General features: G+C 63.4%; 12 protein-coding genes and 1 tRNA gene. 6 read left to right on the top strand and 7 right to left on the bottom strand.

Annotation, left to right across the window (positions count from 1 at the left end; genetic code table 11):
* Positions 1–26: 26 nt before the first annotated feature.
* From CFR78_RS00235 to CFR78_RS00215, 5 genes are read left to right on the top strand one after another with little or no spacing between them, the layout of a single operon-like run.
* Positions 27–251, top strand: coding sequence for an ATP synthase subunit C family protein (locus CFR78_RS00235; RefSeq protein ID WP_003616715.1), 225 nt, complete (start codon positions 27–29; stop codon positions 249–251).
* A gap of 16 nt (positions 252–267) precedes the next feature.
* Positions 268–882 (top strand): F0F1 ATP synthase subunit B family protein, encoded by a 615-nt coding sequence (locus CFR78_RS00230; RefSeq protein WP_034930282.1) that lies wholly within the window; start codon positions 268–270, stop codon positions 880–882.
* A 30-nt stretch (positions 883–912) separates the two neighbouring features.
* Positions 913–1407 carry a F0F1 ATP synthase subunit B family protein gene (locus tag CFR78_RS00225; RefSeq protein ID WP_007397272.1) on the top strand — a complete coding sequence of 165 codons (495 nt, stop codon included), beginning with the start codon at positions 913–915 and terminating at the stop codon, positions 1405–1407.
* A gap of 60 nt (positions 1408–1467) precedes the next feature.
* Positions 1468–2184: a glycosyltransferase family 2 protein gene (locus CFR78_RS00220; protein ID WP_034930286.1), complete on the top strand. Its 717-nt coding sequence runs from the start codon at positions 1468–1470 to the stop codon at positions 2182–2184.
* A 12-nt stretch (positions 2185–2196) separates the two neighbouring features.
* A complete protein-coding gene (locus tag CFR78_RS00215) occupies positions 2197–3864 on the top strand; it encodes an ArnT family glycosyltransferase (protein ID WP_034930288.1) in 1668 nt (555 codons plus the stop codon).
* A gap of 80 nt (positions 3865–3944) precedes the next feature.
* Here CFR78_RS00215 and CFR78_RS00210 read toward each other — a convergent pair whose 3' ends face one another.
* The 3 genes from CFR78_RS00210 to CFR78_RS00200 form a co-directional block, all read right to left on the bottom strand.
* Positions 3945–5033, bottom strand: coding sequence for an oxidoreductase (locus tag CFR78_RS00210; RefSeq protein WP_007397276.1), 1089 nt, complete (start codon positions 5031–5033; stop codon positions 3945–3947).
* Positions 5034–5147: 114 nt separating this feature from the next.
* The gene (locus CFR78_RS00205; RefSeq protein ID WP_371440431.1) at positions 5148–6914 is read right to left on the bottom strand and encodes a porin family protein; all 1767 of its coding nucleotides are present in this window, start codon (positions 6912–6914) and stop codon (positions 5148–5150) included.
* Between the two features lie 447 nt (positions 6915–7361).
* Positions 7362–7622 carry a hypothetical protein gene (locus tag CFR78_RS00200; RefSeq protein ID WP_007397279.1) on the bottom strand — a complete coding sequence of 87 codons (261 nt, stop codon included), beginning with the start codon at positions 7620–7622 and terminating at the stop codon, positions 7362–7364.
* Between the two features lie 92 nt (positions 7623–7714).
* Between CFR78_RS00200 and CFR78_RS00195 the strand changes: the two genes are divergently transcribed.
* Positions 7715–8236 (top strand): DUF2721 domain-containing protein, encoded by a 522-nt coding sequence (locus tag CFR78_RS00195; RefSeq protein WP_034930292.1) that lies wholly within the window; start codon positions 7715–7717, stop codon positions 8234–8236.
* Positions 8237–8507: 271 nt separating this feature from the next.
* On the opposite strand, the gene CFR78_RS00190 is transcribed toward CFR78_RS00195, so the two are convergent.
* From CFR78_RS00190 to CFR78_RS00175, 4 genes are all read right to left on the bottom strand, one after another.
* Positions 8508–9719 carry a cytochrome b gene (locus tag CFR78_RS00190; protein WP_034930295.1) on the bottom strand — a complete coding sequence of 404 codons (1212 nt, stop codon included), beginning with the start codon at positions 9717–9719 and terminating at the stop codon, positions 8508–8510.
* Between the two features lie 259 nt (positions 9720–9978).
* Positions 9979–10055: transfer RNA gene (locus tag CFR78_RS00185), tRNA-Arg, on the bottom strand.
* Between the two features lie 72 nt (positions 10056–10127).
* Positions 10128–13412, bottom strand: a complete 3285-nt coding sequence (locus tag CFR78_RS00180; protein WP_110580937.1) for an efflux RND transporter permease subunit — start codon at positions 13410–13412, stop codon at positions 10128–10130.
* Positions 13413–13449: 37 nt separating this feature from the next.
* Positions 13450–14286, bottom strand: coding sequence for an SDR family NAD(P)-dependent oxidoreductase (locus CFR78_RS00175; RefSeq protein ID WP_034930300.1), 837 nt, complete (start codon positions 14284–14286; stop codon positions 13450–13452).
* Positions 14287–14340: the final 54 nt, after the last annotated feature.

Below are 14340 nucleotides of genomic sequence, written 5' to 3'. Positions count from 1 at the left end.
AACGTCTGAAACAAGGAAAACAAGACATGGATATCGCAGCAGCCCGTGAAATTGGTGCCGGTATCGCCGTTATCGCCCTCGCTGGCGTTGGCATTGGCCTGGGTAACATCTTCTCCACGCTGGTCAGCAGCATTGCGCGCAACCCGTCTGCCCGCCCGCATGTGTTCGGCCTGGGCATGCTGGGTTTCGCCCTGACGGAAGCCGTTGCCCTGTATGCGCTGCTGATCGCGTTCCTGATCCTGTTCGTCTGATATACAGGAGGCGAACATGGCGCGCGCCGTGATGTATGACAACATCCGAAGGGCGGGGTCTGTCGCGGCCGCGTCCGCGCTGGCTCTGCCGCTGATGGCCATGGTTGCCCCTGGCGCGCGCGCCGAGGGCATGCCACAGCTTGATTTTGGCAATCCCTATGTCATCGGTCAGGTGGTATGGGGTGCTGGCATCTTTCTGGTACTCTATCTTCTGCTGAGCCGTTCGGCGCTGCCGAAGGTGGAGAAGGTTCTCTCGCTGCGTCGCCAGACGATCGAGACGGATCTGGGCATCGCCCACAAGGCCAAGACCCGTGCCGACGAAGCCGTGGCCGAACTGCATGAGGCCCGCCGCAAGGCACTGGCCGAGGCACAGGCCAATGTGGACAAGGTTGTCGAGGAGGCGCGTCTTGCCGCTGCCCGGCAGACCGAGGAAATGAATGCCCGCCTGGCTGCGGAAATCCACGATGCAGAAACGCGCATTGAGCAGGCCCGGAGCCAGGCCCTTGCGTCCGTGCGTGAGATTTCCACAACTACGGCGGAAACGCTGATCCATCAGTTATCCGGCATTGCCGCCCCGGCCGATTTCGTGACGGCAAAGGTCGGTTCTGCTGCGGCGGCCCGTGGTCTCTGACCGGTTGCCCAAGACAGACAGGTCATAATCATGTTTCATGATCCCCGTTTCTGGTCGGCTGTTGCCTTTGTCCTGTTTTTTGTCCTGTTCGGGCGTTCACTGTGGAAACCCCTGGTGAGCGCGCTGGACGGGCGGGCAGAGCGAATCCGTGCCGAACTGGACGAAGCCGCCCGCCTGCGTCGTGAAGCGGAGCAGATGCTTGAGGACGCGACACGCGACCGCGAAGCGGCTCTGGCGGAAGCCAGGGAACTGGTCGAGCATTCGCTGCGCGAAGCCGCCAATATCGCGGCCCAGGCCCGCAAGGATGCCGAGGACGCCGCCGCCCGGCGTGAACAGATGGCAAAGGACCGCATTGCCTCGGCAGAGCGTTCGGCGCTGCGTGAGGTGCGCGAGACGGCGGTGGATATTGCCATTCAGGCCACCCGTGAAACACTGGCGGCAAAGCTGCAGGCCGATGACGATGGCAAGATCGTTGACAGGTCGATCGGTGACCTTTCGGCTGCCCTTTCACAGCGCGCCGCCTGATTGCCGTTGCTGAACGACGCAACGCAGGGGACAGGAAGCGGGACGGATAACCGTCCCGTCGTGTCCATTATCGCAGCCGTACTGAATGAAGGGGAGAATATCCGCCCCCTCTGTCAGGAAATTGCGGCTGTACTGGGCCAGCTACCCGGTGCGGAAGTCATTTTTGTAGATGACGGCAGTACCGATGCCACGGTAGCGGAACTGGAAGCCGTAAGGCGTGATGGCATCCTGCCTGAATTGCGCATCCTTTCGCATGGCGAGGTCTGTGGTAAATCCGCGGGCCTGCGCACCGGTGTTGAAGCGGCCCGGGGCGAATGGGTCATCGTGCTGGATGGCGACGGGCAGGATGATCCTGCTGATTTCATTTCCATGCTGGAACTGTGCCGTACGGCTGCGGGGCGTGCCCCGCTGGTCGTCGGCGTGCGGACAAAGCGGCAGGATACCCTGTCCCGCAGGCTTGCCTCACGCTTTGCCAACCGGCTGCGCAACCGCCTGCTTGATGATGGCTGCCCGGATACGGGCGCATCGCTCAAGGCGTTCCGGCGGCAGGATTTCCTGGGCCTGCCGCAGTTTGAGGGCCTGCACCGCTTCCTGCCCGCCCTGATGGGGCGGCGGGGTGTGCCGCTTGTCTGCGTGCCGGTTCATCATCGCAACAGGCTGCATGGTTCTTCCAAATACACCAATTTCAACCGGGCCATCGTCGGCATCCGTGACATACTGGGTGTGATGTGGCTCAACAACCGCGCCAGGATACCGAAACGCGTTACCGAACGCTGAAGGGATCGTGCCATGACGCGCCTGACACTGCGCCACTACCTGTTTGTGGCGCTGTGCGTGTTTGTCCTGTTCCTGCCGGGTCGGGCTTCGCTGCCGCCGCTGGACCGTGATGAACCGCGCTATATGGAAGCCACGGCCCAGATGCTGCACAGTGGCAACTATGTCGATGTCCGGTTTCTGGATCAGCCCCGCTATCTCCAGCCTGCGGGGATATACTGGCTGGAAGCGGCGGCCGTCCGCCTGACCGGCATGCAGGACCGGCATGCCACCTGGCCCTACCGTATTCCCTCCCTGCTTGCTGTTACTGCGTCCGCCGTGCTGACGGCATGGATTGGTGCCGCCCTGTTCGGCCCGACCTGTGGCCTGCTGGCCGCAGCCCTGCTGGCCGTATCCGTGCTGATGACGGCGGAAGGGCGGATGGCCACCATTGACACAACCCTCCTGCTGTCCGTTCTGCTGGCGCAATGCGGGCTGCTGCGTGCCTATCTGGACCGGGAGCGCAACCTGGCCACACCACTTGCCGCTGCCATGCTGTACTGGGTGGCCCTTGGCTGTGGCCTCATGCTCAAGGGGCCTGTGGTGCTTGTGCCCGGCTTTGGCACGCCGCTGGCGCTGGCGCTGGTGGAGCGCCGTATCGACTGGTGGCGGCGCCTGCGCCCGGCATGGGGGTGGCTGGTCATGCTGGCCATCGTGCTGCCCTGGTGCGTTGCCATTGGCGTGGTCAGCCATGGTGATTTCTTTACCCGTGCGGTGGGACATAATTTTCTGGGCAAGGTGGCCAGTGGGCAGGAAACGCATGGCCTGCCGCCGGGCTATCACCTGGGCGTCTTTGCCATTGCGTTCTGGCCGGGTTCGATTTTCGCGGCGATGAGCCTGCCCTTCATCTGGGCGCGGCGTTTCCAGCCGCATGTGCGCTACCTGCTGTGCTGGATTGTCCCGCACTGGCTGGTGTTCGAGGCGATTGCAACCAAGCTGCCGCATTATGTGCTGCCGACCTATCCGGCCATTGCCATCCTTACGGCGGCTGCCGTCGTCTCTTTTCCCACCAGTTGGGAATGGCCACGGGCCGCGTGGGCACGGGGGCTGCTGGCGGCATACGGGCTGGTATGGTTTACGGTTGGCTCCGTGCTGTCCCTTGCGGGGCCGGTGCTGCTGTGGCGGATGGAAGGCATCGTGCCATGGGCCGCGATGCTGATCCCCGCCGGGGCCCTGCCGCTTCTGGCCATGTCGGGATACATGATCCTGCACCGCGAGATGCTGCGCGCGGTCATGGCGGCGGTGGCGGCGGCGGTCATCATCCATGTGGGCCTGTTCATCACGGTTATTCCGCAACTCCATACAATATGGCTCAGCCCACGGCTTGCGACCCTTGTGGCGGCGCATCGCCCCTGTGCGCGGACCATCGTGGCATCCACCTCGGATTCGGAACCCAGTCTCGTGTTCCTGCTGGGGCAGGATACACGGCTGATCAATGCGGCGGCGGCGGCTGACTTCCTGCAGCAGAACCAGAAATGCGGCATGGCGCTGGTGGGCGCGCAGGATCTGGCGGCCTTTGGTGCCCGTGCCCTGCATGACGGACTGGATGTGCATGAACTGGGGCAGGAGCGGGGGCTGAATTATTCCACCGGCAGGCACCTGGCAATCGGACTGTATGCGGTGGTCAGTCCGACCATGCCGTAAACCATCAGGGCACTTTTTTCAGAGCGCCCCATGCCATGCCACCCTTTTGGCAAAAGGTGGCATCCAGAAGCTTTCCGGGCCTATTTTTCCCATACCTGTGTCCATTGCTGGCATTCCGCTCCGGTCAGGGGCAGGGCAAGGGCCCTGCCGGCCGTGCTGGCGGCCATGGCGGTTTCCAGAACGGCCATCAGGGCGATGGCCTGTATTGGCGGTACCGGGTTGGGGCCACGGCCCAGGATCGCATCGCGCAGCAGTGCGTAATAGATGCGGTAATCACCCGGTGGCACGGGCAGGTGGCGGGTCGTATCGCTGCCGTCAAACAGCATGATGTCGTCCTGGTCCAGGCCCCAGCCCGGCGCGCCGGGCTGCAGGCCCGCGCGCAACTGGTTTTCCTGCTGGTCGGCATGGTGCTTGAGCAGGGAGCCATGGGTGCCATGCACGACAAAGCGCGGGCCGGCCCATGCGGCCAGCAGGCTGCAGTGCAGGCTGACCCGTAAGGATCCATATGTCAGCATGACCTGCGCCCAGTCCGTACCGCTGGCATGGTCGCGCTGCCGCGCCAGACTGGCCTGCACGGTATCAGGCAGGCCAAACAGCTGCAGTGCCTGATCAGCCATGTGGGGGCCAAGGTCGAACCACAGCCCGCTGCCCGGTGCATCCATTTCCCGCCAGCGCGCGCGTACCTGCGGGCGGAAGCGGTCCATCCGTGCTTCCAGTTCGGTTACCCGACCGATTGTCCCGGCCCGGACATGCTGGCGGATTCCCAGGAAATCACTGTCCCACCGCCGGTTCTGGAAAACGGACAGTACCCTGTCATGCGCCTTTGCCACCGTGGCCGCCGCGCGGGCCTGTGCCACGTTCAGGGTAAAGGGTTTGTCCACAACCACATGCAGCCCGGCCCGCAATGCGGCAATGGCAAGCGGGGCATGGGTCCGGTTGGGGGTAGCTATGACCACCATGTCCAGTCCAGGCCGGGCGAACAGGGCTTCGGGTGTGGCAACCACGTCCAGATGGGGCCAGTCCGCCAGTACGTCGGCGCGCCGGCTGGAACAGATGGCCGCCAGTTCCAGCCCCGGCGTGGCATGGACAAGGGGGGCATGAAAGATACGTCCGGCAAAGCCGTACCCTACAAGGCCGACACGCAGGGGCCAGCGGGACGGGTTGGACATCCGGTTTTCCTCTCTTTTCGGTGTTCAGGAGTCAAGTATGGCAGAAACCTGACAGGAAAAAGAGAAGAAGCCATGAACACGGACGGATCGGGGCATGTCCCGGCCCCGATGCGGTTAGAAAAGCAGGATCATGCCGCCTGAGGCACTGTTGTCGCTTTCCTTGTACGGGCCGTGTGCTGCCGAACTGGTATGGGCGTATTCCGCCACAAGGTTCAGCCAGTCGGTCATCTTGTAATACGCGGCCCCCACTTCCGATTCATTGCGGCGGACCAGATCGGGGTCGCTTTCACCCGGTGCAAGGTAGAGGTTGCTCACACCGTAGCTTCCCACCAGTTTGAACTTCTTGGTGAAGTTGTACATCATCTGGACATAGTAGCCTTCCGATGCGCGCTTGTGGCCGTTGCTGGCCACGCCATCAAAGAACAGGCCGGTCGTGCCCAGGCCACTGCCACGGTAGTAGTAGCCCACGAACTGCGCCGGGCCATAGGTCAGCTTGGTGCCGATTTCACCCGCTTCCGCGGTAACGCCACGCGTCTGCCCCGGATTGACCGCTACATCCGCCGTTGTGGTGGTGGCCATGTTGTAAATTCCGCCACTTGCCTCAAGCAGGGCCGTGCTGACCGTTGTGGTCCGGCTGACCGTCAGGTTCTGCTGGTGCTGGGTCAGGAAGCTGGCCCAGATGCGCGCGCTCAGCCCGCCGATCTTGAAGTCATAGGTCACCTTGCCCTGGATCATGGGTGAACTGTGCTGGGTGGAACTGGCCGAATAGGCATTGCCATTGGCGTCATCACCGGAGAAATCGAATTCATCCAGTGGCTGCAGGATGCCGATCGTGCCCTGGAAGCCCTTGATCGTGGGGGACTGGTAGGAAATCTGCGGAATCCAGTCAGCATAGACATAACCGACGCCGATGCGGCCCAGCGAGGTATTGCCCGGCGCCGAATTGCTGCCGGTGGAGCCGACACTGAGCAGCGTTGCGTCATCCAGGATGGCATCGCCGCCAAAGATGCCAAGGTCGCGGCCGATCTTGAACGTGCCCCATTTCTTGTTACCCGCCGTCACGTAAACCTGACGAAAATCGATGCCGGCGGTGCCAAGGCCCACCGGGCTGCCGCCGGTATTGGCGTTGAAGGCACCGTTCTTGGCATTGTCGATGCCGGGATACATGCCCATGACGGCGGCAAGGTCGATGCCGTTCTGCGTGGTCGAGAGCTTGAGGATCAGGCCCGCGGGCAGCAGGCCGTTGCGCAGGGCGGACGAGTCGAACCCGCTGGACCCGGTCGAGACGCCACCGGCGACCGGCATGCCGCCTGCCGGGCTGTTATAGGTATAGAATCCGTTGATGAAGCCCGAGAGGTTGATGTTGATCGGGCCGGCCTTGAAGGTCAGGCCCTTGCCGGGTTCATATTTTGCCATGCGCACGAACGAATCACCCCCGCCAAGGGCCATGGAATGCTGGGCGGCAAGCCATGTGGATTCAGCCGATGCGGCGCTGGCCTGCGCGCTGGCCGCCGCCTGCTGGGCCTGCGCCAGCACGTAATCGGGGTCCATGCCGCCGCCGCCAATCTCGATCTGGCCGGGGGGCTGCACGGTGTTGCCCATGGCGGTGCGCATCTGGGCATGGGCGGATGTGGGGGTGGCCATATGGCGCTGTACGGGCATGTATTGCGGCCTGCTGGCGGATGCCGCTTCGCGTACATGCTGCATGTGGTGGGCCAGCAGCCCCCTGTACTCGCCCTGCGTCAGGCTGCCCTTGGCCTTCAGGATGTCAAGGAGTTCACTGTAATCGTCAGCCCGCGCCCCATCGGGGCAGGCCATGGATGCACTGCCGGTTGCCATGACAACCACCGCGCCGATACGCGCCAATCTTACTGCCGACATAGTATTGAACTCCCTGTTGGCATTCCTGTTGTATAAACCCCGGCGGGTCAATGGCCCCCCATGGTCGTGGCAGGGGGGGCAGGGGAGTGCGCAATGGCAGCCATGACGGAGGGATATCTCCCCCCGGTGTGTGCCTGCGGGTCAGGAATGCCGGGTCGAACACACGGGATTCGTTAGCAATTATCCCTTTTTTTTTATACAATGTTCAAAATATGGTCACTTGGGAACACATGTACGTTTCCTGTGTGGGGGCGTACGATATCGCAGTACGCAGACCTGCTTTTCCCGCTTCGCGCGTGCTGCGGGTGACAGGCGGCGGGTGGTATCAAACAATCGTGTGCGCATGGATTTGCGTGATCTGGACAATAAAACGCGGCCGCTGCCATGGTGCATGCAGGTGACAGTGTAAAACAGATTATCACAAAGCTGTGTTTATATTTCCTTAACTTATTTCTTGACTGTATCTCCGGTGCTCGTGGCCGCTGTCGTGATGTCACGGGCATGGCGCCATGCATCCTCCAGTGCCGCTAGCAGGGTGGGGTGTGGCGCGGTCCATTCCTGCATGCCCTGCACGGGCAGGGTCAGGCGCGCGCGCCAGCCGGTGTCAGGCTGGCGTTCGATCGTGAGCGGCCAGTCGGCGGGCAGGCGCGCAAGGATGCGGGCCAGGCGTTTCTCCGGTGTCTGGGGGGTTGCGTAATTATGGGACATTGCGGGCTCCTTGGCTGGAGCCCTGAGTCTGCCCCTTGACGGAAGTCCGGATAAGCCCAAAAAAACGCATCCCCCTTCCGCCAGCCAAGGATATGCCTGCTGTGTCAGCCTTTCCCGGACTTATTCCCGATGAATCAGTCGATGGTGTCGCCCATCTGATCCAGACCGCGCTCACGCCGGTTTTCATGCTGTCGGGCATTGGTACGCTGCTGAACATGTTCAACACGCGGCTTGCGCGGGTCAGTGACCGGATCGAGAGCGTGCGGGACAAGCTGGAAAGCACGGAGGACAAGACCGGAAAGGACGCCCGTGCGCTGCTCAGGCGGCTGGCGCTGCTGCATTACCGCACCCTGCTGCTGGATGCCGCAATCCTGTTTGGTGGCGTGGGGGGCGCTTCGGCCTGTGGTTCGGCCTTTGCGCTGTTTCTTGGCAGCGTGCGTGATTCCGCCGTGGCGTGGTGGCTGGTGCTCATGTTCGGCAATGCGCTGGTCTGCACCGTCATCGCGCTGGGCATGTTCCTGGGGGACAGCATCGTGGCGTGGCATGGCCTGCGCGTGACCATCTTCCTGCCGCACAAGCGCGACCTGCTGACCGCCATTACGCCGCAGGACTGACCCGGCACCCGCTTCTTCAGGGGGCGAACGAGTCCATCGCATACGGCCCGCGCGCGACATCATGGGCACCCCGGTCGGATAAAAGAGTATGGGCCGGCCCCACTCCCGTCAGGTAAGGAGCGTTCAGGACGGCACGCAAATCATAAGGAAGTTTTTGGTGAAGCTTTTTTCAAAAAGCTTCGAAGAACGCCGCCTTTTTGAAAAAAGGCGGCACCCAAAAACTGTTATTGATTATCTGTTTGCCAGCAATTGCCTGCTGAAGGATGGCGGGTCAGCCGCCCCGGCGCATCTCACGCCGCGCACAGAGTGGCAGCAGCACAAGGAAGTAGCCGAAATAGCACAGGGCGGCGACCCGGCCAACGATCATCCATCCGCCCTCCGCATGGTGGCGGCCGACCAGACCCATCAGCACGAACGAGACCACGACCCCCGCCATGCCTGCCCGGCACAGCGGACGCGAACGCGCCGAGCGCACGGGCGAGGGGTCCAGCCATGGCACCATGAACAGCACCCCGATCGATGCTCCCGCCGCCACCAGCCCCCCGAATTTGGAAGGCACGGACTGCAGCAGCCCGTAGAAGGGCAGGAAATACCATTCCGGCTCGATATCGGCAGGCGTGTGCATGGGGTTGGCCGGGCGATAGTTTTCCGGCTCGGCCAGCAGGTCGGGCCACAGGAAGGCCAGGGCCACGAACACCAGCGCGAACAGGACAAGGCCCGTCACGTCCTTGGTAGTGTAATAGGGGTGGAAGGGCACCGTCTCACGCGCGGGCACGGGGCGGCCGGTGGGGTTGTTCGGCCCGCTGACATGCAGGGCCGCCACATGCAGCGCCACGATGCCCACGATGGCGAACGCCATGACGAAATGCAGTACGAAAAAGCGGTGGATGAAGATATCCCCCAGCTGGTCGCTGCCTTCCATGATGTGTTCAAGCGCAGGCCCGATGACCGGTACCGCCCCCACCGCCTTGCCCGCGACATCCGCCCCCCAGTAGGACATCTGCCCCCATGGCAGCACATAGCCCGCAAAGGCGGTGACCATGACCATGACCAGCAGCACAAGCCCGGTCAGCCACAAAATCTCGCGCGGCTGTTTGTAGGAACCATAATACAGCCCGCGGAACAGGTGGACATAAAGGGCCGCCATGAACAGGCTTGCCCCCGTTACATGCAGCGCGCGCAGCATCCAGCCGGCGGGAAGCTGGCGCTCGATCATCTCGACCGATAGGAAGGCCTCACTGGCGGTGGGCGTGTAGTTCATGGCCAGGAAGATGCCGCTTGCCAGCATGATGACCAGCACAACAGTCAGGATCGCCCCGAAATTCCATAGCGCGTTGAGGTTACGCGGCATGGGGAAATCGACATATTCCTTCCGCAACGCGGTAAAGACCGGCAGCCTGCGGTCAATCCATGAAAGGAGGCCGCCAGACGGTTCCGGCTGCCCGTGCGGGGGCATGTTTTCGGGAAGGCTGGACCCGCTCATTCCTGGTTCCTGCATGCAGACGTAAAGAAATATCAGCTACCGTGTAGCAGCCCCGCAGGCCGCAGGCACCTGATCTTTTTTCTCATGCCGTGTGCAGGGAAGGCGCTGGAAAAGGATAAAAGTTTACTGGGGCCGCCTTTTTTCAAAAAGGCGACGTTTCCTGAAGCTTTCTGGAAAAAGCTTCACCAGAAATTTTTCACGTTTTGCGTAATGGCTTCTTGGAAGCCATTAAAAAACAAAACCGGATTTTCAAGGAAAGTGGCGCACCCGAAAGGACTCGAACCTCTAACCCCCAGATTCGTAGTCTGGTGCTCTATCCAGTTGAGCTACGGGTGCGTCGTGAGGGGGCTTTTAGCCGACGGTTCCAGCCCCTGCAACCCCCTTTTTTTATTGGGTGAAAGATTTTTTTCAGGCCCGCTTTCCAAACAGCCTTCCGGCACGCCGTACCGTCCATGCGCGCAGCTGTTCCATGTAAAGATAGATGACCGGCGTGGTGTAGAGCGTCAGCAGCTGGCTCATTGCCAGCCCGCCTACGACCGTAATGCCCAGCGGGCGGCGCATCTCCACGCCATAGCCGCCATTGGTGATGAGGGGAACCGCCCCGAGGGCCGCCGCCAGCGTGGTCATGAGGATGGGGCGGAAGCGCTGGATGCACGCATCACGGATGGCCACCCGCGGGTCCAGCCCCCGGTCACGTTCGGCATGCAGCGCGAAATCCACGATCAGGATGGCGTTCTTCTTCACGATTCCCACCAGCAGGATCATCCCGATCATGGTGATGAGCGAGAACTCCTGCCCCGTCACCCACAGCCCCAGCACCGCCCCCACCCCGGCGGAGGGCAGGGTGGACATGATGGTCAGCGGATGAATGTAGCTCTCATACAGGATGCCCAGCGTCACATAGATGGTGACGAGGGCCGCGATGAAGATCAGCACCTCGTTGATGATGGCGGACTGGAACTGGGCCGCCTGCCCGGTAAAGCCACCGTGGATGGAGGGCGGCACATGCAGGCGGATCATGGTCTCCTCCACCGTGGCCGAGGCATCGCTCAGCGCCGTGCCGGGGGCCAGGTTGAAGGAAATGGCCGCCGAGACGAAGCCCCCCTTGTGCGACACGGTAATGGATGTGGGGCGCGGCACCAGCCTTGTCACATCCGAGAGCGGGATCATCGTCTCCGCCGATGAGGACACGGCCGACCCGCTGGACGCCCCCGCGCCGCCCGCCAGCCGGTTCTCGATCTGGTTGCGGAAGGACTGCTGGCTGAGCTGCGTGCTGCGGCTTGCGGTGGTATCGGCCTGCACCCGCACCGTGTTGGACACCGTGCCGCCACCCGCCGTCCCGCCAGAAGTGGAAATGCGGAAGGAGCGCAGGATATCGGGGGACGTACGGTACGGTTCGGCCACCTCCATCACCACATGGTAGGTGGCAAGGGATGTGGAAATGTTCGAGGCGATGCGCTGGCCAAAGGCGTCATACAGCGTGTTGCTGACCAGCTGCGGGGTGATCAGGTAACGCGCGGCAAGGTCGCGGATGACGTCGGCATGGATGGCGGCGCCATTGTTCATGACATCCGTCGTCACGTCGCGCAGGCCGGGGGCGTCACGCAGCGCCGCCACCAGACGCGGGGCCCAGGTGTAGATGTCCTCCGCGCTGTCGCTGGTCAGCAGGTAGCGGTAGGCGCCTTCCTTCTGCCGGCCGCCACCGCCGCTTATGTCACCTGCCGAGAACATCGAGACATCCAGCCCCGGAATATGTTCCAGCCGACTGTGGATGCGCGCGATCATCTCGTCCGGGCCGTCGCTTCGCCGGGTCCGGTCGATCATCTGGGCGAAGGCCTGCCCCTCGATATTGGTATCACCGGAGAAGGCGACGACTTCCTGCGTGTCGGGGTCGGCCATCATCGCATCGCTTATGGCGCGGATCTTTTCCTTCATGGCGGGGAAGGAGGTGGTCTGGTCGGCGCGGAAGAAGCTCATCACCATGGCCACGTCCTCCTTGGGCAGGATGCCCTTGGGCATGAGCACGATCACCCCCACCATCAGTACCAGGCTGAGCGGCAGGCTGAGCGCCGTCAGCACATGGTGGCGCAGCGCCACGTCCAGCGTGCGCTCGTAAAACCGCAGCAGGTGCCGGTAGCCCGCCTCCAGCCAGTCACCCACGGCGCGTGGCCACCGCCGCCACCAGGGTGCTGTGGGCGGTGGGGGCGCGGGTTCCCCCACCTCCAGGAACAGGCTGCACATCATCGGTGTCAGGCTGAGTGCGAGCACCAGCGACACGGTGACGGTAATGGCCAGCGTCATGGAAAACTCGAAGAACACCTTTCCCGGCGTGCCGCCCAGCAGCAGCAGCGGCAGGAATACCGCCACCAGCGAGATGGTGATGGACATCACGGTAAACCCGATCTCGCGCGAACCCTGCAGGGCGGCGTCAAAACGGTTCATGCCCGCTTCCATGTGACGGGCGATGTTTTCCAGCACCACGATGGCGTCATCCACCACGAAGCCCGTGGCGATGGTCAGTGCCATGAGCGAGAGGATGTCGAGCGAGAAATGGAACAGCGCCATGAGCGCCAGCGTGCCCGCCAGCGAGACGGGCACGGTAATGGCCGGGATCAGGGTCGAGCGCGGCGTGCGCAGGAACACCAGCACCACCGCCACCACCAGCACGACGGAGGCCAGCAGCGTCCACTGCGTATCGGCCAGGGAGGCGCGGATGGTGATCGAGCGGTCCATGGCCGGTGTCAGCACCACGCCGCCGGGCAGGGCCGCGCGCAGGGCGGGCAGGCGGCCCTTGATCTCGTCAATCACATGGATGACATTGGCCCCCGCGCGCGGACGGATGATCGCCATGACCGCCGTGTGCCCGTTCAGGAAGCCCGCCAGCCGTTCGTTCTCCACCCCGTTGCGCACGCTCGCCACATCACTCAGCCGCACGGGGTGGCCGCTGCGGTAGCCGATCACCAGGTCACGGTACTGGGCGGCGGTGCGGGCCTGGTCATTGGTGGCAAGCGTGTAGCGGGTTGTGTCGTTCTCTATGATGCCCTTGGGCGTGTTGGCATTGGCCGATGCCAGGGCGGAGCGGATATCCTCGAACCCCAGCCCGTATTTGAACAGGGGCCACGGGTTGATTTCCACCCGCACGGCGGGGGCGGAACTGCCGGCAATCTCCACCCATCCCACGCCCTGTACCTGCGCCAGCAGCGGCTGCAGGCGTGTCTTGGCAATGTCATACAGTTCGGATACCGGCTGCGTGTCCGATGTCAGTGCCAGGATCATGACCGGGTTGTCGGAAGGGTTGGCCTTCCAGTATTCCGGCTGTGATTCCAGTGTCGCGGGCATGTCCGCGCGGGCGGCGCGCAGGGCGGCCTCCACATCATTGGCGGCGGAATCGATATTGGTCGATTCATCAAAGGTCAGCAGGATGAAGGCATTGTCCTGGCTGGAATCGGACTCGATCTCGCTCAGTCCCGCCACCTGGCCCAGCCTGCGCTCCAGGGGCGTGGTGACGGAACTGGCCATCTGCTGGGGTGACGCACCGGGCTGGGTGGCCATGACATAGATGACCGGCACCGCGATATCGGGCAGGTCACCCACCGGCAGCGTGCGGTAGGCCAGCAGTCCCGCCAGCAGCATGGCCGCCGCCAGCAGGGTGGTGGCCACCGGGCGCAGGATGAAGACACGACAGAGATTCACGCCCGGTTTCCGGTCCGGACTTTCGCGGGGTTCCGCTTCATGCCGCGGGCACCGGCCCGGTGGCCGCGTCCAGTCCCGTTTCGGCCATGGTGCCCGCCTGGCCGGCGGGCTGGCGGAAATAATAGGATTCCGCAATCCTGACCGGCAGCAGGTCCATGAAGCGTGACCCCGCCGCCAGCCACCATGGAAAGGAGATGCGCCGCCGCCCGCGCGCAACCCCGTCCAGGATGGCGCGCACGGCATCGCCCGTCTGGGTCAGGCCGGGCATGGGGAAGCGGTTCTGCGTGGTCATGGGGGTCGCCACGAAGCCGCAGGTCACGCTGGACAGGGCAATGCCCGCGCGCGCCATGTTGCCACCTGTCGCCACGATGAAGCGGTCCACCGCCGCCTTGGATGCGCAGTAAGACGGCGTGCCGGGGAACGAGACCAGCCCCGCCACCGATGCCATGGCACAGATCCGCCCGCGCATCCCGTCCGCCCCGCGTGGCTGGTGGCGCATGACATGCAGGGCAGGCAGCACCGTGTTCAGCACGCCATCCATGTTGGTGGCGAACATGCGGCGGATCTGGTCATCGGGTTCATAGGGGGCTTCTTCCCCCCCGCGCGTGGAGGCGGTGATGCCCGCGCAGGCGAATACAAGGTCAAGCGGCCCGGCCGTGGTGATCCAGTCTTCCATTCCCCTGCGTTCGCGCACGTCCTGTACGCGGATGTGGGCGTCCGCCCCCCGGGCGATGCACCGCGCCGCGACATCGCGCAGGTTGTTCCCGTTGCGCCCACCCAGATGGAGCGTGCGGCCCGGCCGGGCAAGGGCTAGGGCCAGCCCGCGCCCGATCCCGGACGAGGCACCTGTAATGAGTATCGAATCCTGTTTCATATTCGCAGATTACATACACCCTGTTAGAACTGCGCTACCCCGTTTGCGCGCCCC

Source organism: Komagataeibacter rhaeticus (assembly GCF_003207855.1).
GTDB lineage: Bacteria > Pseudomonadota > Alphaproteobacteria > Acetobacterales > Acetobacteraceae > Komagataeibacter > Komagataeibacter rhaeticus.
This window is presented reverse-complemented; position numbering and strand designations above follow the sequence as displayed.